Source organism: Streptomyces sp. AK010 (assembly GCF_014207295.1).
GTDB classification, from domain to species: domain Bacteria; phylum Actinomycetota; class Actinomycetes; order Streptomycetales; family Streptomycetaceae; genus Streptomyces; species Streptomyces massasporeus.
The window spans coordinates 27,260-49,850 of record NZ_JACHCX010000013.1; the positions used below are offsets into that span (position 1 = coordinate 27,260).

A 22,591-nucleotide genomic window follows, 5' to 3' on the forward strand; every position below is an offset into this window, starting at 1 on the left:
GTATCGGTCCGTGGATCAGCCGACGAACTCGACGTCGGACGTCAGCCAGCGGCCGTCCTTGTGTACGAGGTCGAGCTGGAGCCGGTACGTGCGCGCCTCTCCCCCGGGCACGGCGGTGTTGGTCACCTTGCTGTCGGCGACCACCAGCACACGGGCCGAGTTCTCGTCGGAGCGGACGATGCCCGCCTCCAGGACCTGGCCTTCCGACACGGACTTGTTCTGGGCCACCAGCTTCGTCAGCCGGTCGGTCTGCGCGGTGAACTGCTTCTTGAACTCGCCGGTCGCGCCCGCAAGTACGTTCGCGCTGTCGCGGTCGTAGTGCCGGTAGTCCAGGGAGGTGAAGTTCAGTGCCGACTGGCGGGCCGCGGCCAGGATGCCCTGGCGTCGATGGTCGGCCTCGCGCTGTGCGTGGAGGCCGAGGGCCAGCCAGAGTGAGAGTGCTGTGGTGATGACGGTCGCCGCTACGAGTCCCGCCGTCAGCACTCCTGGTCGCACCGGCCTCATGCCATGGGACCAACGAGCAGCCATTGCCACGATTCCTTTCCGAACACGGCCTGCTGGCCGCCCGCCGAGCCGATCTCGACGTTCCTTCCGTCCGGGCCGGTGATGGTGCCGGTCTCCGGGTCGTACGGGGTGACGTACGCAGCCTGGTTCGCGCCGCCGTCGGCGGTCGACGCGCCCGGGGCGTTCTGCGCACCGCGTACCGACGACTCGCTGCCGCGTGGGAGTGTGCAGCGGGCGTCGGTGTTCGCCTCGCGTGTGCTGGTGTCCGCCGGGTCGCGGCGTGCCGTGCCGTACCCCTGAGTGCAGGCCGGCGGTTCGTCGGCGTTCAGCACCAGGCCGAAGTGGGTGGTGCCGTCGCCGGGGACCACCGTGTAGCTGCCCGCCACCGTCAGCGGGAAGGTGACGAGGGCCTGCTCCACGCCGGGAAGGCGGGCCAGCGTGATCTGGCCGCCGCTGATCAGGTTGCCCAGCAGGACCGACAGCTGCGGCCCGGTCGCCTTCAGCAGCGAGTTCAGTTCCTGCGCCGCCGGCCGCGCGTTTCCGATCAGCCTGCGCAGGTCCCCGTCACTGGCTTTCAACTGGGCTGACAGCGCCGCCAGATCGCGCGCGAACGACTTGATCGACGAGCCCTGGTCGGCCTGTGTCTTCAGGACCTTCCGTGAGTCCTCGATCAAGGCGATCGTCTCCGGCAGCGCCTCGGACGCCGACTCGACCAGGGTGTTGCCCGAGTCCACCAGGCGGCCCAGGTTCGGGCCTGTGCCGGCGAACGCCTTGCCCAACTCGTCGACCGTGACCCGCAGGTCGTCCTTGCCGACCGAGTTCACCAGGCGGTCCAGACTGAGGACCATGTCCGTCGTCGACAGCGGCACCCGCGTGCTCTCGCGCGGGATCGTGCTGCCGTTCAGCAGGTACGGGCCGTGGGAGGTGCGGGGCTGAAGGTCGACGTACTGCTCGCCCACCGCCGAACGGTTCGCCACCACGGCCAGCGTGTCCGCCGGGATGCGCGGCGCCCCGTCCTCGATGTCGAGCGTGACCGAGACCCCGTCCGGGCCGGCCAGGCGCAGTGCGCCGACCTTGCCCACCGGCACCCCGCGATACGTGACCTCGGCGCCGGAGAAGACGCCCCCGGAGTCGGCGAAGTCGGCCCGCACGGTGTAGCCGCGGTCCAGGACCTCGTCCACCAGGCCCGTGTACTCGGCGCCGACGTACGACACACCCACGGCGGTGAGGGTGGCGAAGGCGATCAGTTGCGCCTTGACCGTACGGGTGATCACGGCTGGACCCCCTTCAGCATCAGCTCGGCGAGATCGAGGTTGATCCCCTCGGGCCAGTCGCCCCCGGTGCGGTGGCCGTGGGAGCCGTAACCGGCGGTGCACACCGGCGGGCACAGTGGGTCGCCGCCGCCTGCGGGGGCCGACGGGGACGACGGCACGCTCGGACCGCTCGGCAGCGCGGTGGGCTTCGGCACGCGCGGCACGTCCGGGAGCTCCGGCACGTCCGGGAGGTCCGGTACGTCCGGCAGGTGTGGGGGCTCGGGAAGCCCGGGCCCGGAGTCCCCGCCGTTCCCGCCGCCCGGCTCGTCCGTCAGATTGCCGTAGATCCCGGCCAGATCGAGGTCCGCCGTGATGTGCAGGTTGACGTAGTCGCCCTTGATGGCGTCCACCACGTTGCGCGGGAACGGGTACGTCGTCAGCAGCTCGAGGGAGTTGGGCAGGTCGCTGCCCGCCTTGTTGAGCTGTCGCAGGATCGGCCGGAGCTGCTTGAGGTTGGCGACCGTGTCGTCGTGCGAGGCGTTGACCACCTTGGTGCCGGTCTTGCCCAGCCTGGACAGGGCGGTGAGCATCCTCGTCAGGTCGCGGCGCTGGTCGGCCAGGACCTTCAGGGCGGGCGGCATCGTGTCGACCGCCTCGGCGATCGTCGTCTTCTCCTTGCCCAGCCGTTTGGCCAGCCGGTCCACGGCCTTCAGCGCGCGGACGATGTCCCGGCGCTGGTCGTCCAGGCCGCCGATGAAGGTGTCGAGCTCCTTGAGCAGGGACTTGACCCGGTTCTCCCGGCCTTCCAGGGCCTTGTTCAGCTCCGTGGTGATCGTCTTGAGCTGGGCCACGCCGCCGCCGTTGAGCAGGGCGGACAGCGCGGACAGCACCTCCTCGACCTCCGGATTGCGGCCGCTGCGGGACAGGGGGATCACGTCGCCGTCGCGGAGCCGGCCGACCGGCGTGCCTTCCGGCGGCGCGGCCAGCGCCACGTACTTCTCGCCGAGCATGCTGGTCTGCCGCAGCCCGGCCACGGCGTTGGCGGGCAGCTTCACCGAGTCGGCGACCCGGAGGCGGACCCTCGCGTGCCAGCCCTCCAGCTCCACCTTCTCCACCGCGCCCACGGTGACGTTGTCGACCTTGACCGACGACTGCGGAACCAGGTCCAGGACGTCGCGGAACTCGACGGTGACGTGGTAGGCGTGGCCGTCGGCGGCGGCTCCGCCGGGGAGCGGGACGTCGTACCAGCCGTTGAACTCGCAGCCGGACAGGAGCAGCGCCCCGACGGCCGCCCAGGTGACGGCCCCGCCCTTGCTCAGTGGCCTCATGCGCTCGCCCCCAGGATTCCACCGAGGGTGCGGTCGACCGTTCCGGCGCCCGAGGTGCCCCGGGGCACTTCGGGCAGGGAGTCGAAGAGGTCCCTCAGGTCCCCGCAGTCGGCCTTCTCCCCGGTCGTCTTCAGGATCGAGCACAGCAGTGAGGCCGGATCCTGCGGATGGTCCGGGTTGTTGCGGGTGTCGAGGGTGCCGGCGGAAGGGTTGTAGGCGTTGTGCAGGTTCGACACGCCCGTCGGCGCGACCTCCAGCAGCTCCTCCAGCGCAGCCCGTTGGGTGACGAGCACCTTGGTCACCTTGCTCAGGCCCTCCACGTTCGACGTCAGCGACTTCTTGTTCTTCTTCACGAAGGCGGACACGTCACCGAGCGCCGTGCCGAGGTGTTTCAGCGCCGCCGCCAAATCCTTGCGCTCGCCCGCGAGTTGCCCGGCGGCCTTGGCGAGGCTGCTGTTGAACGACCGCACGCTCTTGTCGTCCGCCGCCAGTGCCGCCGTGAACACCTGGAGGTTGCGGACCGTGCCGAACAGGTCCGTGCGGCCGTCGGACAGGGTCGTGACCGCCTCCGAGAGGTCCTTCACCGTCTGGTGCAGGTTCTCGCCCTGGCCGTCGAGGTTGTCGGCGCTGACGCCGAGCAGCCGTGACAGGGCGCCGTCCTTGTTGGCTCCCTCGGGGCCGAGCGCCTCTGCCGTGGTGTGCAGGCTGTCGAAGACGCGGTCCAGTTCGACCGGCACGGCCGTGCGCGACTCGGGGATCTCGTCCCCGTCCCGCAGTACCGGGCCGCTGCGGTACACCGGCAGCAGCTGCACGTAACGGTCGCTGACCACCGAGGAGTTGACGATCGCCGCCTGTGCGTCCGCCGGGACCTTCCGGTCCGCGTCGTACTCCAGCTCCACCCGCACCCGGCCGCCCTCCGGCGTGATCTTCTTGACCTCGCCGATCCGCACGCCCAGCACGCGGACGTCCGAGCCGGGGTAGATGCCGACGGTGCGCGGGAAGTACGCCGTGACGCGGGCCGGCTCGGTCCGCGGCCACAGGACGTGGGTGAGCGCCGCGACCAGGGTCAGGGTGATCAACAGGGCCGCGCCCTTCCTCCAACGGTTGCTCACCGCGCGCCTCCCGTCCGCGTCCGCGGCACCACCGGGGCGGCGACCAGGTTCTGGACGTAGGAGTCGAACCAGCGGCCGTTGCCGAGGGTGTTGGTGAAGACCCGCACATAGGGCGCAAGGAGCTCGATGCTCCGGTCGAGGCTGGACTGGTTGCGTTCGAGCATCTTCACCACGGTGTTGAGGCCCTTGAGCGCGGGCCCGATCTCCTTCTCGTTGTCCTGGACCAGGCCGGACAGCTGGATGCCGAGCGCGGCGGAGGTCTTCAGCAGCTTGTGGATCGCATTGCGCCTCTTGCTGATCTCCTTGAACAGCTTGTCGCCGTCCTCGACCAGGGCGGTGAAGTCGCCCGACCGGTCGGCGAGTACACCCGTCACGCCGTTCGCGTGGTCGAGGAGCTCCCTGAGGGCCTTGTCGCGCGAGGCCACGGTCCGGGAGATTTTCGACAGGCCCTTGATGGACGACCGCACTTCGGAGGGGGAGTCCTCGAAGGTCGTCGAGATGGTGTCCAGCGCCTTCGCCAGCTGTTCGGTGTCGACCTTCTCCGTCGTGGTGGTGAGATCGCTGAACGCCTGCACGACGTCGTAGGCGGGGACGGTCCGCTTCAGCGGGATCTCGCTGCCGGGCTCCAACTGGCCCCGCCCGCTGGGGTACAGGGCGAGGTACTTGGCGCCGAGAATCGTCTTGACCCGGATCGACGCGCCGGTCTCGGTGCCGAACGCCGGCTCGCCCTTGATCTTGAAGGTGACCTTGACATGGTCGCCGTCCAGGTCGACCTCCTCGACCTTGCCGACCTTGACCCCGGCGATCCGCACCTCGTCACCCGGCTTGAGACCGCCCGCCTCCGCGAAGGCGGCACTGTACGTCTCACCGTCGCCGATCACCGGCAGGCGGTCGGCGTTGAACGCGGCCACGGTCAGCAGCGCCAGGACCGTGAGCCCGACGGCACCGATGAGGACGGGGTTGCGCTCGCGGAAGGGCCCGAGGCGCGGACGGCGGAGCCGGATCCTCGGCAGCTTCGGCGGGTCGACGCGGACCTTGACCAGCGGCTGCGGGCGCGGCGTGCGGCGCGGCAGGAGCCGTGTCCTCGGCAGCCGTACTCTGGGCAGCTTCGGCGGTTCCACCCGCACCCTGACCAGCGGCTGCGGGCGCGGCGTGCGGCGCGGCAGGAGCCGTGTCCCCGGCAGCCGTACTCTGGGCAGCTTCGGCGGTTCCACCCGCACCCTGACCAGCGGCTCCGGGCGGTTCTTACGGCTCATGCCCCACACCTCGCCCTCGCCACGTGCATCTCGGGGGTGAGCACCTGCTTCGTCTTCGGCAGCACGATCCGGCCGTCGAAGTCGCACAGGTAGAAGTTGAACCACGATCCGTAGGACGCCGTCCCCGTGAGCTCGTTGAGCTTGTTCGGCAGCCTCTTCAGCACGCCCTCCACGGTCTTCTCGTTGTCGTTCAGCGTCCCGGTGAGGTCGGTCAGTTCCGCGATGTCGTCCTTCAGCGGCGGACGCGCGTCCTTCAGCAGGCCCGAGGTGGCCTCCGTCAGATCGCCGATGCTCACCAGCGACTCCCCGATGGGCTTGCGGTCGGCGGACAGGCCCGAGATGACCCGGCGCAGCTGCTTGAGCAGTCCGGAGAAGCGGGCGCCTCGCTTGTCGAGCGTCTTCAGCACGGTGTTGAGGTTGTCGATCACCGAGCCGATCAGCTTGTCGCGGCCGGCCAGCGACGTGGTGAGCGACGCCGTGTGCGTGAGCAGGCTGTTGACGGTGCCGCCCTCGCCCTGGAGGGTCTTGATGATCTCGGTGGCGAGCTGGTTGACGTCCTTCGGGCTGAGCGCGGCGAACAGCGGCTTGAAGCCGTTCAGCAGCGCGTTCAGATCGAGGGCCGGCTGGGTGCGCGCGAGCGGGATCGTGCCGCCGGGGCGCAGCCGGGTACCGTCGCCGGCGCCCTCGGTCAGCGCGACGTACCGCTGCCCGACCAGGTTGCGGTAGCGGATGACGGCGCCCGTACTGGTCAGCAGCGGCCGGTCCTGGCTTGTCGTGAAGGTGACCTCGGCCAGCGTCCGGTCCTTGATCCGGATGCCCTCGACCTCGCCGACCCGCACTCCGGCCACCCGGATGTCGTCGCCCTCTTCGAGGCCGGTGACGTCGCTGAAGACCGCGCGGTACTCGTGCTCGGGGGTGAAGGAGATGTTCACGATGGTGGCGGCGAGCAGGGCTGTCGCCACCAGCGTCACCAGCGCGAAGAGACTGAACTTGACCAGCGGGGCGGCGGTCTGCCGGGCTCCTGTGGTGCTCATGCGACGCTCACCGCCGTCCCGCGCGCCATCGGCCCGAACAGCAGCGTCGCGACCGGTGGCACCTCGTCGGCGGGCACGCCCAGCACCGGCGCCACGAGCGAGCCGACGGCCCGCTGCTCGGCCCGGGTGGCGGAGACGCCGAGCGGGCCGCCCGAGGCCGGACTCGCCTCCTTGGAACCGTCGTCGAGGTGGGCGCCGGGCGCCGGCACCGCAGGGTGCGGCAGATCACGGCAGTTCGGGCCCGACCGCTCGCCGTAGCGCGGTTCCTCACCCGGTTCGTACGCGCCCTGCGGTCGTACGACCTCCAGCGTGATGTGCATCTTCCCGCCCTTGAACGCCTCCTCGGACGCCTTCTCCTGCCGGACCAGGCCGGCCAGCAGACAGGGGTACTGGGGGGAGTAGCGGGCGAACAGCTCCAGCGTGGGGCGGGAGACCCGGCCGAGGGTGATCAGCCGGTCGCCGTTGGAGTCGAGGAAGTCCTCGGCGGTGTCCGCGACAGTGGCCGTGCTCTTCAGCGCCGCGGCCAGCCGGTCCTTCTGATCGACGATCGTGCGGCTGGTGGTGACGGTGTTGCGCAGGATCTCCATCAGGTCGGGCGCCGCGTCGCCGTAGACCTCGGCGACGTCGGCGAAGCGTGCGATGTCCTCTTTCAGGGACGGCAGGTGCGGATTGATGCGGCGCAGGTAGGCCTCCACTCGCGTGAGGTTGTCGCCGATCCGGTCGCCGCGGCCGTCGAGGGCGGTGGCGAACGCGGAGAGCGTGGCGTTGAGCTTGCCGGGCTGGACCGTCCGCAGCAGGGGCAGCAGGTCGTTCATCAGCTGCTGGACCTCGATGCCGACGCGGGTGCGGTCCTGGGTGATGACGTCACCGGCGCGAATGGGCCGGCCCGATGAGCCGCGCGGTGCGACCAGGTCGACGTACTTCTCGCCGAACAGCGTCTTGGGCAGCAGGCGCGCGTGCACGTCGGACGGGATCCGGGCGACGTGTTCCGGCTTCAGCGCGATGTCGAGCGTCGCCTTCGTGCCGTCGGCCCGCACGCCGCGCACTTCGCCGACCAGCAGCCCGCGCAGCTTGACGTCGGCCCGCGGATCGAGCTGGTTGCCGAGGCTGTCGGCCTCCAGAGTGATCCGCACGACCGGCGTGAACGCCTGCCGGTAGACGGCGACGGACAGGGACAGCAGCAGCGCGAGCACGGCGATGAAGACGACGCCGTACAACCGCAGTCTCAGCACCTTCATCCGGCGGCTCACCCCGCGATCCGTACGGTCGTGCTGGCGCCCCAGATCGCCAGCGACAGGAAGAAGTCCAGGACGTTGATCGCCACGATCGAGGTCCGCACGGCGCGGCCCACCGCGACGCCGACGCCCGCCGGGCCGCCGCTCGCGTAGTAGCCGTAGAAGCAGTGCACGAGGATGATCAGGACGGCGAAGACCAGCACCTTGCCGAAGGACCACAGCACGTCGACCGGTGGCAGGTACTGCTGGAAGTAGTGGTCGTAGGTGCCCGTGGACTGCCCGTAGTAGCCGGTGGTGATGGTGCGGGCGGCCAGGTACGAGGACAGCAGCCCGATCACGTACAGCGGGATGACGGCCACGAACCCGGCGATCATCCGCGTCGTCACGAGGAACGGCAGCGAGGGCACGCCCATGACCTCCAGCGCGTCGGTCTCCTCGCTGATCCGCATCGCGCCGAGCTGGGCGGTGAACCCGGCGCCGACGGTCGCGGAGAGCGCGAGCCCGGCCACCAGCGGGGCGATCTCACGGGTGTTGAAGTACGCCGAGAGGAACGCCACGAAGTTGGAGGTGCCGAGCTGGTTGAGCGCGGCGTACCCCTGCAACCCCACTTCCGTGCCGGTGAAGAACGACAGGAAGGCGATCACGCCGACCGTGCCGCCCACGACGGCGAGCGCGCCGCGGCCGAAGCTCACCTCGGCGAGCAACCGCAGGATCTCCTTCTTGTAGCGGCGCAGGGTGCGGCCGGTCCAGGCCAGCGACCGCCCGTAGAAGGACAGCTGGGCACCCAGCTCCTCCAGACGACTCAGCAGCGCCATGCCTCAGCCCCTCTGCGGAACGACTTGGAAGTACACGGCGGTCATCACGAAGTTCGTCACGAACAGCAACATGAAGGTGATCACCACCGACTGGTTCACCGCGTCGCCCACACCCTTGGGTCCGCCCTTCGCGGTCAGCCCCTTGTAGGAGGCGACGATCCCGGCGATCGCACCGAACACCAGCGCCTTGACCTCGGCCGCCCACAGGTCGGAGAGCTGGGCGAGCGTGGTGAAGGAGGCCAGGTAGGCGCCGGGAGTGCCGTTCTGGAGGACGACGTTGAAGAAGTAGCCGCCCGCCACGCCGACCACCGACACCAGGCCGTTGAGCAGCACCGCCACCAGCATCGACGCCAGCACGCGGGGAACGACCAGCCGGTGGATGGGGTCGATGCCCAGCACCTGCATCGCGTCGATCTCGTCGCGGATCTTCCGCGCCCCGAGGTCGGCGCAGATCGCCGTGCCGCCGGCGCCCGCGATCAGCAGCGCGGTGACGATCGGCGAGGCCTCGCGCAGCACGGCGAGCACGGAGGCCGCCCCGGCGAAGGACTGGGCGCCCAGTTGCCGGGTCAGGCTGCCGATCTGGAGCGCGATGACCGCCCCGAACGGGATGGAGACCAGGGCCGTCGGCAGGATCGTCACGCTCGCGACGAACCACGCCTGCTGGATGAACTCCCGTGCCTGGAAAGGCCGTCGGGGGATCGTCCGGGCGACGTCCAGCGCCATCGCGAAGAGGCTGCCGGAGTGCCGCAGCGCCCCGGCCGGTGACAGGCTCATGCGCCGGCCACCTCCTTCTGGTGGAGCCGGGCCTCGCGCCGTGCGATCGCCTGCCAGCGGGGCGGGCGGGTGATGCCCGGTCCCGGCAGCAGGCGGGGAGTCAGCTCCTGCACGCGCGTGCTGTCGTCGATCTGCGCGAGCTCCTGCTCGACCTGCGCCGCGTCCTTCTCCTCCGCCATGCCGATCGGGCCCTGCATCCGGCCGTTGAGGAACTGCCGTACGACGGGCTCGTCGCTGGTCAGCAGCTCTGCGCGCGGCCCGAACATCACCAGCTCCCGGCGGAAGAGCAGCCCGATGTTGTCCGGCACCTGGCGGGCCGAGGCGATGTCGTGCGTGACGATCAGGAAGGTCGCGTCGATCTGGGCGTTGAGGTCGACGATGAGCTGGTTGAGGTAGGCGACGCGGACCGGGTCCAGGCCCGAGTCCGGTTCGTCGAAGAGGATGATCTCCGGGTCCAGGACGAGGGCCCGGGCCAGCCCGGCGCGCTTGCGCATCCCGCCGGAGATCTCGCCGGGCAGCTTTTCCTCGGCGCCGATCAGCCCGACCATGTCCATCTTCTCCAGCACGATGCGCCGGATCTCGCTCTCGGGCTTACGGGTGTGCTCGCGCAGCGGGAAGGCGATGTTGTCGTACAGGTTCATCGAGCCGAACAGCGCGCCGTCCTGGAACAGCACGCCGAAGAGCTTGCGCACCTCGTACAGGTCGTGCTCGCGGAGCTTGGTGATGTCCCGGCCCTGGATCGTGATCGAGCCGCGCTCCGGCTTCAGCAGTCCGACGAGCGTCTTGAGGAACACCGACTTGCCCGTGCCCGAGGGGCCGAGCATGACCGAGACCTCCCCGGCGGGCAGCGTCAGCGAGACGTCCTGCCAGATGACCTGGTGACCGAAGGACTTGGTCAGTCCTTCCACACAGATCTCGACACCCATCCGGTCCACCCTTCAGCCCGCGGAGCAGCTCTGCCATCTGCTCTACGGGGAGGGACTGGGCGTCCGTCGCTCGTGCGGCGGATTTTTTTCGGGCGGGTTACGGGCAGCACCTTCGAGCGGCGCCAGGCAGCGCCTGCAAGCCGGTTCCCGGGCAGCACCTTCGCGCGGCACCGGGCAGCGCCCGCGAGCCGGTTCCCGGCAGCACCTTCGGGCAGCGCCAGGCAGCGCCCGCGAGCCAGTTCCCGGCAGCACCTTCGGGCAGCACCGGGCAGCACCTGCGAGCCGGTTCCCGGCAGCACCTTCGAGCGGCACCGGGCAGCACCCGCGAGCCGGTTCCCGGCAGCACCTTCGAGCGGCACCGGGCAGCACCCGCGAGCCGGTTCCCGGCAGCACCTTCGAGCAGCGCCAGGCAGCACCTGCGAGCCGGTTCCCGGCAGCACCTTCGAGCAGCACCGGGCAGCACCTGCGAGCCGGTTCCCGGCAGCACCTTCGAGCAGCGCCAGGCAGCGCCCGCGAGCCGGTTCCCGGCAGCACCTGCGCGCGGTGCCCGGCAGCACCCGCGAATCGGTCTCCCGGCAACACCTGCGCGCGGCGCCCGGCAGCACCCGCGAATCGGTCTCCCGGCAACACCTGCGCGCGGCGCCAGGCAGCGCTATGAGGCGGGTTTACTGACAGCGCTACGGAAGCGGGCTCGCCGTGAGCTCGAGCCCGGGGAACGAGGTGGACAGCGTGTTGGATGTCTCGGGAGCTTCCGGGACGGCCGTGGCCGCCGTGTCCCTCGGCACGGCGGAGAGCTCCACCGGCAGGCCGGGGGCGTCGGGCACCTGCGGGACCTCCGGCGCGGACAGCCCGGGCAGCGGGGCCGCCGGGACCTGAGGAAGGTCCGGGACATCCGGGACCTGCGCGACGACCGGGACCTCCGGCAGCGACGGCACGGACAGCGGGAGGAACGATTCGCCGGCGGGAGCCCCGGCCGCTCCGCGCTCGGCTGCGGCAGTCGTGGGCTCAGACCCCCGACGCGTACCGCCCTCGCCACCGCCGTCCGGCCGCATCGTCTCCGCGTCCGGCGTGGCGACGGCGGGCCGAGGCGCCGCACCGCCCCCGCCTCCCCCGCCGCCGCCGCCGCCGTCGAGCGCGTACGGCAGCACGAACCCCGCCACCGCCAGGGATGCCGCCGTCGAGGCGACCGCCACGGCCTGCGCCCTGCCGACTCCGCGCGACCGCCCCCACCCGATCAGGAACAGCGCGCACCCGAGCGTGGCGGCCAGCGACTGCCGCAGCGTCCGCCGGGCCCGGGCCAGCAGCGACTCGACGGTCCGGTAGCTCAGCCCCATCCGGACGGCGACCTGGCCGACGTCCAGGTCCTGCGACTTCAGCCGCAGCGCCTCGGCCTGCCGCGCGGGCAGCTCACCGCTGCGCACCGCCAGCCACTTCGCCTCAGCCCGGTCGCACACCGCCTCCTCGACGGGCACCGGGCCGGGGGTGACGAGCGTCGGACTGGTACGCACCTCGGCCTCGCGGTGCACCTGCCGATAGCGGTCGACGCAGAGCCGCATCGTCACCGTCGTCAGCCAGGCCGCGAGCCGCTCCTCGTCCAGATCGGGCCGCTCGGCCGCGCGCAGCATCGCCTCGTGTACCGCGTCCTCGGCGTCCTCCGCACTCATCGACCTGCGCCGGGCCACCTTGAGCAAATGCTCGCGGTGGCTCCACATGTGGCGCCACCGCTCGTCGGCCGCGTGTATCTCCACACGTGTCTGTGCGGGCATGTCCGTCGCCATGAGGGCCCCTTCGCGCTCACCCACCGGTCCCGTGCTGTCCGGCGGGGGGCGACATTACCGCCCGGTATCGGCGGTTGTGGAGGGGGAGACGGTCATCGAGTCCGCGCTGTTACTGGTGAGTGGGGCACCGCTGGGCAGCAGGTTCTCGCCGGGGAGCTTCATGTCCGGGCCCGGGACGGGAAGTTGCGGCTCGTCCGGCCTCTCGGGTTCGGCGGCCGGGCCGGTTCCGGCCGGGGCCGGGGCCGGGGAGGCAGGGGTCGGCGGGGTACGGGACGGCGGGGCACTCGGCCGGGCGGAGGGTGTCCGCGACGGCTTCGGTGTGGCGGCCGGCCGCGACGGCTCCGGGCGCGCGGAGGAGGGCCCGGCGGAGCCGTCCGGCACCACGCGGTGTCCTTCCGTGAAGTAGGCGTACCAGGCCCTGACCGTGCGCAGATAGGCCGCCGAGTGGTTGTAGCCGAGGATCGCCCGGTCCAGCTGGGCGGGGACGGACAGGTCCCGGCCGCCGGCACACAGGTACCGTCCGGCGGCGAGGGCCGCGTCGAAGACGTTGTTCGGATCCGTACGCCCGTCACCGTTGCCGTCCGCGCCCCAGCGGGCCCAGGTCGACGGGATGAACTGCATCGGCCCGACCGCGCGGTCGTACGCCGTGTCCCCGTCGTGGACACCCCCGTCGGTGTCCCGGATCAGCGCGAAGGCCACGCCGTCCAGCCGCGGCCCGAGGATCGGCGCCACGGTCGTACCGTCCGGCGTCACCCTTCCGCCGCGCGCCTGCCCCGACTCCACCTGCCCGATCGCCGCCAGCAGCTGCCAGCGCAGCCGGCAGCCGGGCGCCTCCCGCGCGAGCCGGTCCTCGGCTTTCCGGTAGGCGGCGAACACACTCGCCGGCAGCGCTCCGCCCACCTCCACGGCCGCCCCGCCACCCGAGCGCTTCCCGGTCCGCAGGGGCGGAAGCGCTGTGCGATAGGGGGCGTCGCCGGACACGCTCGGTCCGTGCTCGGCCGGTGCCTGACCGGGCGCCGGTACGGAGGCCCGCGCCGGGATCACCCCCGGCCCCTGCGACGCGGTGAGCGCCGCCATCGCCGCCACCGCGGCTACCGTACCCCTGACACGTCTGCCCCTGTGCCCTGCCACGTCCTGTTCCCCTCCCGGTGAGCTTCCTGTCGTCTGCTCTACGGGGGAGAGTGAGGGGTCCGTCGCGGGAATTGCGCACGGGGTGCCTACGGGACTTCCGAGGGCAGGTGAGGAGGGGCTGGGCCGCTCCGGGAAGGGTTGCCACGTTCAGGGCTTCGGGCGGCAGCACGGCTGCAACCCCTGCGCGCAGGCCGCCTCGTCGCCGTAGACGCCTCTGCCGTACGTGGGGTCACGCCGTGGAACGAACGAGTGCGGCGGCGAACTGAGCGGGCATGGCGGGACTGCGCGGCCGAGTGGCACTCCAGCGTCGATGAGAGAGCCCCGCTTCTTGTCACCGGGACGGAAGCAAGGGCGAAAGGAAGCGGCTCGGCTCGCCATGCCAGGTGATGGCGAGCGCGTCACGGGCGCGGGTCGCCGCAACGAAGAGCAGCGAGCGTGCCCGGTGCAGTTCTCGCTGGTGGCGGCTCGGGTCAGTGTGTTCCCAGGCGTCCACCGAGGCCCGGGGGACGAGCCCCTCGGCAACCCCGGCGATGATCAGGCAGCGGTACTCCAGTCCTTTGAAGCGGTACATGGTGCCGATGTGGACGCCCTGGTCGCTCCGCGGCCCGTCCTGCGTGATCTCGGTCGGAGTGATGCCGCGCCGGACGAGCCGGTCGGCGAGCTGGGTGACCATGTCGTTGGTCGGGACGCAGATGGCCGTGGACTCGCGGGGCACGTCGTGCCAGGCCCGCAACTGCTCCACGACGAGGTCCATCTCCTCGTCCCAGCTCCGCGCGCCGCGCAGCGACGGGGCCGGGCCGTGGAGGACCGAGCGGTATCCGGCGAGGGTGTCGGCGCCGCCGTCGAGATCGTCGTAGTCGGCGTCGCCCAGCACCCGGATCGCGTCGCGGAGGATCTCCCGGGTCGTGCGGTAGCTGAGTGTCAGACGGGAGGAGCGGCCGCGGATGTGGACGCCCAGGCTGCCGAGGGTGACCTGGTTGTCGTAGATCCGCTGGTGCGTGTCGCCGACGAGGAAGAGGTCGTCGGGCTCGGACGGCACCATGGCACGCAGCATCTTCCAGTGGGCGGCGCTGAGGTCCTGTGCCTCGTCGACCACGATGTGCCGGTACCGGTAGCGCAGCCACGCACCGGAGCCGGCCTCGATGTGGAGGTTGTCCTGTCCTCCTCGTTCCTCGCGTTCCTCCGCCCGCTTGTCGATCCTGGCCTTGCGGGCCATCTCCAGCCGCGCGGCCCGCTCCGCGACCTGGCGGTGGGTCTCCAGCCCCTTGGTCTCGAGCCGCTGGGTGAAGCGCTCGGCGAGCTGCCAGATACCGGCGCGCTCGGCGCGGGTGACACTGCGTCCCCGTCCGGCACGCCGCACGGTGAAGTAGTTCGCGCGGGAGGTCACGGCCTGGCCGAGGATGACCTGGTTCCATTCGTCGCTGAGGAACTCGGCGCTCCAACGGCTCTCCCCCGCCTCCACCAGGAGCTCGCGCCACTCGCGGAGCGCCGCCGTGTCGTCGATCCGCCGCTTGGCGTTGCCCGGATCGGCCTCGCTGACGACCCGGGTCGCGAGTTGGTCGACATGGGCGATGTCGACCCGGGCCAGCACATCGGGGCCACCGAGCGAGAGCAGCCGGGCCCGCAGGTCCGCGGCGAGGTTTTTGTTGAACGTGGTGAGCAGGACGGGCTTGTTACGACCGGGAGGAAGCCTTCGCACGAGATGGCACACGCGGTGGAGGGCGACGATCGTCTTGCCCGTCCCGGGCCCGCCGCCGACCCGGGCCGGGCCGGAGCAGCGCCGGTGTACCAGCTTCTCCTGGGTGGGGTGGAGAAAGACCTTCCATCGACCGAAGTCACCTTCCTCCAGGATGCTCTGCAGGGATTCGTCGTCGGTGATCACCACGGTCTGGGAGCGGTCGACGGCCGCCTGCCAGTCGTCGGTGTCGAGGTTCGTGTCCGGCTCGGTCACGGCGACGGGCGCGGTGACCAGTTCCATGACCAGGTCGTACGGAACGCCGTCGCGCAGTTGGAGGAGCACCTCTGCGCTGTGGCGGGGCGCGTATTCGGCGAGGCCGAGCAGTTCGTCGTCCGTGGTGAGCTTCCGGACGACCGGGATGAGGGGTGCGGCGACGCCGAGGTCCGCGAGCTGCTCGTCGGTGTACGCGGCGAAAAGGGGCTCCTCCGGCGGCTTCGGCCGGTCCGATTGCGGTGCGGGAGCGGGGGTGGGCGCGGGAGGCGGGGCGGGAGTGGCGGGCGGCGTGAGGTCACGGCGCAGCACGCTCTCCTCGACGACCTGGAGGTCGACGTACTCGATGGCGCCGGTGACGTGGTTGATGCCGTAGTTGAGCCTGTCCAGGTTCTTGTGGACGTGGCTGCGGTGCTTGACCGAGACGAGAAGCCAGTCGTCACCGCCGAGGCGGATCATCAGGGCCCGCCACTCGCGGTTGACGCGTGCCGACCAGAGCCGGTCGTGGCCTTCCAGTGGTTTGAGGTGGAACCCGCCGGCGTCCGGGTTGCGGCGGAAGTCGTGCTGGAACTTGTAGAACGCCCCGAGGACCGCACGGTCCAGTGTGACGATTTCCTTGTCGGCCTTGTCGAGCAGGCGCAGGGTCACGCCCGTCCTCGGCGCGCCGGTGACCGTCATCGCTCGTTCTCCTCATGGTCGTTCGTCGCACTGCCGGCGTCGCCGTTCACCAGGGCGGCGAGTTCGTCGGCGTCCCAGTCCGTCGCGGTGCGGACCTGCCAGCCCGCCTCCCGGTAGGCCTGGTCCCGTTGTTCGGCATCGATGTCCTGTTCGCCGCCCGGGCCCGGCCGGTGCGCGAGGACGACGCCGACGCGATGGGCGGGCCAGGCGAGTTCGGCGGGCCAGGCGGCTGCTCCCAGCTCGTAGCCGGCCTCCGGGGCGGGCAGGCCCCGGTCGGCGAGGGTCCGGGCGAGAGCGGGCAGGCCGGGATCGTCGACAAGGAGCTCGATGACCTCGTCCCAGGCGGGATCGCGCACGGTCGCCGGAGTGTCCTCGGCGTCCGGCCGCTTCGCCGCCGCTTCTCCTCTCTCCGCTGCGGGTGCGTGCGCCCGCCGCTGGGAGGTGAGCCATCCGGCTCCGCCGGTGACCGCCAGTTCAGCCGGGTCGAACCCGGGCAGCATCCCGGCCGTCAGCTGGACCCCGTCCCCCTCGCCCGTGTCGAGGAACTGGAGCAGGTTGCTCCAGTAGAGCCACGCCTGCCAGCGCCTGCGGTGGGCGGCCTCCCCGGCCGTGACTGCATCCGGGCTGTCGTCCAGTACGGTCAGCGCCGTCCAGACCGCCCCGCTCTGTCCTCTGCGCAGGTCGAGCGCGATGGTGAGCGGGCATCCCGACGCGTCCCGGGTCGCCATGACCTGAACCGCGCCCTGCCCCTTGGCCAGCCGCCGCCCGTGCAGCGCCTCACCGATCCGGCGGCCGATCTCCTCGCCGTCGGCCAGGGCCCTGCTGGTCGCCGACACTGCGGCGAAGCCCGCGAGCACGCTCTGGGTGCGGCGCCGCCACGCGTCGGGGTCGGGGTCGGTGAGGTAGCCGATCAGCGTCTCGACCGGATTGGCCCACACCAGGCGCGGCAGGTCACGGGTGTCCCCTGCGTGCATGCGCCGGTGGACGTCCATGGCCGTCTTCTGCGCGGTGTTCGGGTACGGCTTCCACACGGGGTCGGCCTGTGGTCTGGTCTGTCCCGTCCAGGCCTGCACGTCGTCCCAGGTGAGCTGGAAGACCTGCCAGCCCTCCGCGCGCAGCCGGGTGCGTTTCACCGCGTCCGACTCCGCGATGAGGTGCTCGGGGCTCGCGTGGTAGCGGTATCCGTCGAGGTAGACGGCTACGCGACGGTCCGCGTCGGTGCTGCGGAAGACCACGTCCGGCCGGGTGAAACCGAGCGGGGTCTGGGTTTCCATCTGCCAGCCGCGGACGGTTCCGTCGGGTGCGGTGAAGCGGAGGGTCGTGTCCCTGGTGCCGTCCGCGGTGAGCGCGGTGCGGACGCTGACCTCGTCCATCCGCTCGGCCCATTCCAGGAGTCCGCGGCGGAAGAGCGCCTCCAGTTCGCTCTCCACCTGGTGCACCAGGGTGATGTCCCGGGTGGTGGCGACCGGTACGACGCTCCACCGGTCGGCGGTGCGGCCGAACAGGTCGCCCAGCATGTCGAGGGCGTGCTCGCGGGAGACGAGTGCGTACTCGTTGTCGGTGACGTGCCTCAGCAGGCAGCGGTGGCAGGCGGGGCGGCCCTGACCCACGCACACGCAGGTCTCGATCACCTGGCGGGCGGCCTCCAGGACGCCCTTGAGGCCCTCCTGGCCGGCGAGGCGGTGCAGATAGCCGGTGCCGCCGGGAAGCGTGTCGTAGAGCACGAGGAAGTGGCGGCGGTGCGCGCTCTCGCCGCGTTCCTCGGGCATGGAGTCGGTGACGACCGCGAGGTGGTCGGGGTCGCCACCGTAGCTGCGGGCGATGCCGGCCAGCAGCAGCGCCTTGAAGGACGCGAGCCGTTCCCGGGTGTGCGCGGTGACGGCGGGGATGAGGATGCGCAGGGCGTCGGTGCGCAGTTCGTGGGCGAGCAGGATCCTCTCGCCCCGTCGTGCGGTGTCGGCTCCGGCGCGCCGTCTGCGGCACCAGGGGCGATGGTACTTGCCGTTCGCGGAAGGGTCGGCGGCGTCGTGAGCGGCGGGTCCGCCGTCGGGGTCGGCGAAGCCGCACGCGTCGCAGACCCAGAAGGGGTTGAGGCGGACCTCCTGTCCGGCGAAGGCGGTGTCGGCCCCGCCGTCGACCCGGGTCGCTCCGACGTTGATGTGGCGGATGTGAGCCTCGCGGGTGAACTCCCAGCCGAAGGTGGCATGTTCGTGCTTCCACGCCTGCTCGACGTCGCCCGCTTCGATGTCCACGGCCGGGACGACGGTGTAGTGCCGCTCGTCCCGCTCGTCCCTGTCGTCCCGTACCCGGACGTCGTCGCGTTCGTCCCGGGAGGTGACGCGGCGCGGCACGAGGACCTTGTGCAGGCAGCCGACGTCTCCGATGGCCGCGGACCGGCAGCGGGGGCAGGGTGAGGCGTCCTGTTCGGCACGGTGGGTGCGCACGTGTCCGCAGTCGGGGCAGACACGCCACCAGAGCCAGGCCGGGCGGTCGGGGCTGCCGATGTCCAGTCCGGTGACCCGGTGTTTGTAGCCCTGGGCGTAGTAGTGGTTGCCGGGGGCGAATTCGGAGAGCGCGAAGCGCGCGGGACGGCTGTGGCGCAGGGTCTTGCTGCGCTTCTCGCCGGTGCCGTCGGTGGTCTTCTCGGTCCAGGTGAGGGTGGCCTCCAGCTCGGTGGCCGAGTCGATCAGGCTGTAGTTCGGCAGCAGGCCGAGATCGACGAGGGCGCCGTGCGCGGTGGTGTGGCTGATCTCGCGGGAGACGCGTGCCACGTCCCGGCGTTCGGCGCGCAGTTCGCGCCCCTGCCGTTCGTGGTCGGGGTCACCGGCGACGAGCAGTCCGTGAGCCCGGTCGATGGCCTCGCTGCGGCGCTGCAGGTCGGCCCGGCGGTCCTCCCAGCGCCGGCACGCGGCTTCCAGGGCGCCTGCCAGTCCCTCCTCGCCGGGGTCGGTCGCGTAGGTGACGAGGGCGGCGCGGGCCTGCGGGCTGACGCCGGTGCCGCGGCTCTCGTCGTACGGCGGGAACAGGTCCAGGAAGCGCTGTACGAGCCGCCCGCCGTCGGCGAGCGCGGCCTCGGCGAACTCGGCCTGCCAGGCCGAGGCCCCGAACAAGTCGGTGGCGCGCCCGGGCAGCGGCCGCAGGGGTGTCCCGTCGGGGGCGGTCAGCCGTCCGGCGCCCGCGAGGTCGAGGAGGTGGGCCAGGTACTGGCGGCGCAGGATCTCCGCCGCGGACAGGTAGCAGCCGGGCGGCAGGACGTCCCCGGCGATCATCATCCGGGGTTCTTCGAGGTAGTAGCGGTCGCGCGGGCCGCGGTCGACCATGGTGAGCAGGTAGGCGTTGCCGGTGGAGCGGCCCGCCCGGCCGACGCGCTGGATGTAGTTGGCCGGTCCCTTCGGCAGTGAGGCGAGGACGACGGCCGACAGGTCGCCGATGTCGATGCCGAGTTCGAGGGTGGGGGTGCAGGACAGTACCTGCGGGTTGGCGTAGTGGACGTCGGTGCCCTCTCGGAAGGCCCGCTCGACCGCTTCGCGCTTGGCGCGGCTGAGGGTGCCGGTGTGCTCGGCGGTGTTGATGGTGAAGACCCCGGCGTCGCGGTACATGCGCCGGTAGAAGTCGTCGGTGAAGTCCCTCTGCCGCAGGCCGCTGTCCAGGTCACGGCCGGTGCCGAGGGTCCCCCCGCAGCGGTAGCGGGGGCACGGCTGCCCGTGCCACCGGTCGGCGAGGTCGGGGTGGATGGTCTGTTCCCAGAAGCAGCGCGGGCAGTGCGCGGTGGCGTCGGGCAGGATGTCGTCGGCGAGTCGGCGGACCTGGATGTGGCCGGGCTGGAGTCCGTAGACGCGGGTGGCGCCGTCGAGCGCGGTGCGTGCGGAGAGGACGCCGGTGTCGGCGAGCGCGGGCAGCAGCCGGGCGAGGAAACCTGCGGCGGCCTCCCGGCGCAGGCCGAGGGCGCGCACGGCCCAGTCCTGGTACCAGCCGAGCCGGCCGGTGAGCACGTCGAAGTCCTCGCTGCCCTGCTTGGGTGAGCCGAGCAGGAAGGCGGGCGCGGAGACGCCGCGGGGGAAGGCGGGCATGCCGGGTTCGCGTCCGCCCCAGATCGCCCACCGGCGCACTCCGGCCTGGTCGAGCCAGGGGTCCAGCCAGGCGTGCCGGACGGCGCCCCGGATGCGCAGCCGTTCGAGCAGGCCCCGGACGAAACCGAGGTACTGATCCGGGCCGGGCGCCGATCCGTCGGGGAGTGCGATCTCTCCCGGTGTGGTGAGGAGGATCTCGTGGACGAGGTCCGCCACGGCGTCGGGGTCCGTCAGGGGCACGTCGGCGGCGACGGTGCGGGTGAGTTCGAGGGTGCGGCCCTGCCGGGACCGCAGTCCGAACTCCATGACGGTGGCGAACGCCAGGCGCTGCGCGATCAGTTCCCACGTGGGCCGCGAGCCGCGGCTGCGGCCGGCGAGCAGGATGTCCACGCCGCGGATCAGGTGCAGGTCCGGCGGGATGACGGCGGCCTGCACCGCCTTGCTGTCGACGACGTCCGCGATCAGGTCGGCGGCCAGGTCGTTCAGGGTGGTGGGTTCGTCCTCGTCGATGCGGCTGGCGAGAAGCGCGCGCAGCGAGAACGTGTACGAGCGGCTGGCGACGTATCCGGCACGGTGGGCGGCGTCCTGGACGGAGTCGTTGAAGAGCAGGGTCTTGTTCTCGCCCAGGTTCTTGTCCAGTTCGCCGCCGGTGAAGAGCTGGGTGATGGCGGCGGCGGCGAGCGCGGCGAGGCCGGTGCCGAGGTAGCGGATGGAGTTGAAGGTGCGGCAGGCGGGGCACTGGTCGCGTTCCGCGGCCCGGTCGCCGTCGAGGTCGACGTGGACGAACGCCGCGTTGTGCAGGGGTGCGGGCCGGCGTGGTCCCTCGCCGTTGACCGGGCTGGTGAAGTCGGCTTCGGGCGAGAGGGGGCGCAGCCGTCCGCCGCTGCCTTCCAGGACCATGACGGCGGGCCCGCCACGCCGCTGTTCCGCCCCGGCTGCGAAGGCGGCCTCGTGCACCTCCTGGGGAGTCGCGGCGATCATGTTGCGCACCCGGCGCTTGTCGCGGCTCACCGAGGCGCGGCGGATCTTCGTGGCGGTCAGGTCGAGTTCGGCCGGGTCGACCTCCGGTGAGTACGCGGCCCAGCCGGAGCGCCCGCACTCGCGGCAGAACACGGCGGGCAGGAAGACCTCGGCGGGCGGCGGGGCACTGTCGCCGGCCGGTACGGCGGCCTGTTCGGCGGCGTCGAGCGGTACGGCGGGGCCCTCTCCGTCGTACGGGGACGGCCGGGCGGCGGTGCTCTGGTCCTTGCGGGCCAGTGCGCCGCCGGAGGTCACCCGCTCGTCGTCCCAGCGGAACTCGGCGCGGGCCGCGCTGATGCCCCGTAGCACGCGGGAGACCGAGCGCACCCAGTGGTGGACCTCGATGGACAGCAGCGGCCGTCCGGGGTGCTCGGGGTCACGGGCGTACGACAGGAGGGCGACGTAGCGGGCGAGGGCCTGGGCGGCGATCCGTGGCCGCTGCTGCACGGCCATGCCCCAGTGGTAGGCGTAGCGGGGCAGCACCTCGGTGATCTCGGTGAGGGTCTTGGGGGTGCCGTCGAGGATCTCCAGGACGGCGGCGGTGAGCCGGTGGCGGCGCAGCACCGCCCCGAGTTCCTCGGGGGTCGGTCCGCTCCGGCCGGTGAACGCGGCGACGAGGTCGTCCATGGCGCCCGGGTCGCGGGTGGGGTCGCCGAGGCCGGTGACCTCCTCGGGCGAGGGAAACGGCAGGGTGAAGTCGCACTCGCCGGTGAAGTCCTTGGTGGAGCGCCGGTCCTCGCCGACGACCGAGTCGGGCGGGAACGGCACGCCGAAGACCTGCTCGGCGACCTCCAGCATGCCGGGTCCGCCGCCCGGCCGCCCGGTCCCGCCCCGCCCGTCCGTGCCCCGTCCGTCTCTGTCGGGGCCGTTCGCGCCAAGGGTGGCCGACGTCGCGACGGGGCAGACCGGCCCGAGCGGCCGGCCGGGCCGCGCGAGCCCGGTGACGGAGCCGAGCCTCCGCAGCAGCATGGCCACGTCCGTGCCCTGGGCGCCGTCGTAGGTGTGGAACTCGTCGAGGACGACGTACGCGAGTGCGGAGTCCTGCCACAGCCGCTGGTCCTCGGGCCGCTGGAGGAGCAGGTCGAGCATCTTGTAGTTCGTGATCAGGATGTCCGGCCGGGTGCGCCGGATCTCGTCGCGGTCGACGGCGATCGCGGGGTTGGCCTGCTTGAAGTCCTGGGACGGTGTGTCGCCGATGTAGAGCGCCGCCCGCACCCCGGCGTCGTGCAGCCGGGTGTCCTTGACGTCGGCGAGCCGCTCGCCGATGCGGTGGGCCTGGTCGGTGGCGAGCGCGTTCATGGGGTAGAGCAGGATCGCCTTGACGCCCTCCCGGCCGGCCAGCCGTTCCCGGTAGCAGTGGTCGAGCAGCGGGATCAGGAACGACTCGGTCTTGCCGGATCCGGTGCCGGTGGTGACGAGGGTGGGCCGCGCTGGTCCGTGCAGGGTGGACAGCCGTTCCCAGGCGGCTTCCTGGTGCCGGTACGGGGTCAGCTCGGGATGCCAGACCAGGTGCCGCTTCCAGTCTTCTCCCTCGGCGGTCCGGAACGGTGTGCGCACCCGGAGGTAGGGGCCGCGGAAGATGCCGTCGTCGGCGTCGCCGAGGAAGTTCTCCAGCGCGCGGCGGGTGCTCTCGTCGGCCAGCGCGTACGTCGTCGCGAGGTACTGGCTCAGGCTGGCCCGTACCTGGTCGGCGGCGAGGGTGGGACGCACGCGCGGTCCTCCTTGGTGC

General features: G+C 71.7%; 14 protein-coding genes. All 14 read right to left on the reverse strand.

Going from position 1 to position 22,591, the window contains the following annotated elements:
- Positions 1 to 15 precede the first annotated feature (15 nt).
- The 14 genes from HDC93_RS23840 to HDC93_RS23905 all read right to left on the reverse strand — a co-directional run bounded on the left by HDC93_RS23840 (position 16) and on the right by HDC93_RS23905 (position 22,572).
- Positions 16 to 504, reverse strand: a complete 489-nt coding sequence (locus HDC93_RS23840; protein ID WP_185013048.1) for a hypothetical protein — start codon at positions 502 to 504, stop codon at positions 16 to 18.
- Entirely contained in the window at positions 501 to 1,778 is a 1,278-nt protein-coding gene (locus HDC93_RS23845; RefSeq protein ID WP_185012892.1) for an MCE family protein, read from the reverse strand. Before HDC93_RS23845 ends, HDC93_RS23840 begins: the two co-directional genes overlap by 4 nt.
- Entirely contained in the window at positions 1,775 to 3,085 is a 1,311-nt protein-coding gene (locus HDC93_RS23850; protein ID WP_185012893.1) for an MCE family protein, read from the reverse strand. The genes HDC93_RS23845 and HDC93_RS23850 overlap by 4 nt, the downstream gene beginning before the upstream one ends.
- The gene (locus HDC93_RS23855) at positions 3,082 to 4,197 is read right to left on the reverse strand and encodes an MCE family protein (protein WP_185012894.1); all 1,116 of its coding nucleotides are present in this window, start codon (positions 4,195 to 4,197) and stop codon (positions 3,082 to 3,084) included. Before HDC93_RS23855 ends, HDC93_RS23850 begins: the two co-directional genes overlap by 4 nt.
- On the reverse strand, positions 4,194 to 5,201 hold the full coding sequence (locus tag HDC93_RS23860) for an MCE family protein (protein ID WP_398986303.1): 1,008 nt from the start codon (positions 5,199 to 5,201) through the stop codon (positions 4,194 to 4,196). The genes HDC93_RS23855 and HDC93_RS23860 overlap by 4 nt, the downstream gene beginning before the upstream one ends.
- A 248-nt stretch (positions 5,202 to 5,449) precedes the next feature.
- On the reverse strand, positions 5,450 to 6,487 hold the full coding sequence (locus HDC93_RS23865) for an MCE family protein (RefSeq protein WP_185012895.1): 1,038 nt from the start codon (positions 6,485 to 6,487) through the stop codon (positions 5,450 to 5,452).
- Positions 6,484 to 7,725, reverse strand: coding sequence for an MCE family protein (locus HDC93_RS23870; RefSeq protein WP_185012896.1), 1,242 nt, complete (start codon positions 7,723 to 7,725; stop codon positions 6,484 to 6,486). The genes HDC93_RS23865 and HDC93_RS23870 overlap by 4 nt, the downstream gene beginning before the upstream one ends.
- A gap of 8 nt (positions 7,726 to 7,733) precedes the next feature.
- Positions 7,734 to 8,537 (reverse strand): ABC transporter permease, encoded by an 804-nt coding sequence (locus HDC93_RS23875; RefSeq protein ID WP_184845712.1) that lies wholly within the window; start codon positions 8,535 to 8,537, stop codon positions 7,734 to 7,736.
- Between the two features lie 3 nt (positions 8,538 to 8,540).
- The gene (locus tag HDC93_RS23880; protein ID WP_185012897.1) at positions 8,541 to 9,311 is read right to left on the reverse strand and encodes an ABC transporter permease; all 771 of its coding nucleotides are present in this window, start codon (positions 9,309 to 9,311) and stop codon (positions 8,541 to 8,543) included.
- Positions 9,308 to 10,237, reverse strand: a complete 930-nt coding sequence (locus HDC93_RS23885; RefSeq protein WP_185012898.1) for an ABC transporter ATP-binding protein — start codon at positions 10,235 to 10,237, stop codon at positions 9,308 to 9,310. The genes HDC93_RS23880 and HDC93_RS23885 overlap by 4 nt, the downstream gene beginning before the upstream one ends.
- Positions 10,238 to 10,914: 677 nt before the next feature.
- Positions 10,915 to 12,015, reverse strand: a complete 1,101-nt coding sequence (locus HDC93_RS23890) for an RNA polymerase sigma factor (protein ID WP_185012899.1) — start codon at positions 12,013 to 12,015, stop codon at positions 10,915 to 10,917.
- Between the two features lie 54 nt (positions 12,016 to 12,069).
- Positions 12,070 to 13,092, reverse strand: coding sequence for a lytic transglycosylase domain-containing protein (locus tag HDC93_RS23895; protein ID WP_185013050.1), 1,023 nt, complete (start codon positions 13,090 to 13,092; stop codon positions 12,070 to 12,072).
- Between the two features lie 385 nt (positions 13,093 to 13,477).
- Complete coding sequence (locus HDC93_RS23900) at positions 13,478 to 15,772, reverse strand: UvrD-helicase domain-containing protein (protein WP_185012900.1); 2,295 nt, start codon at positions 15,770 to 15,772, stop codon at positions 13,478 to 13,480.
- Positions 15,769 to 22,572, reverse strand: a complete 6,804-nt coding sequence (locus HDC93_RS23905; RefSeq protein WP_185012901.1) for a DEAD/DEAH box helicase — start codon at positions 22,570 to 22,572, stop codon at positions 15,769 to 15,771. The genes HDC93_RS23900 and HDC93_RS23905 overlap by 4 nt, the downstream gene beginning before the upstream one ends.
- Between the last annotated feature and the right edge of the window lie 19 nt (positions 22,573 to 22,591).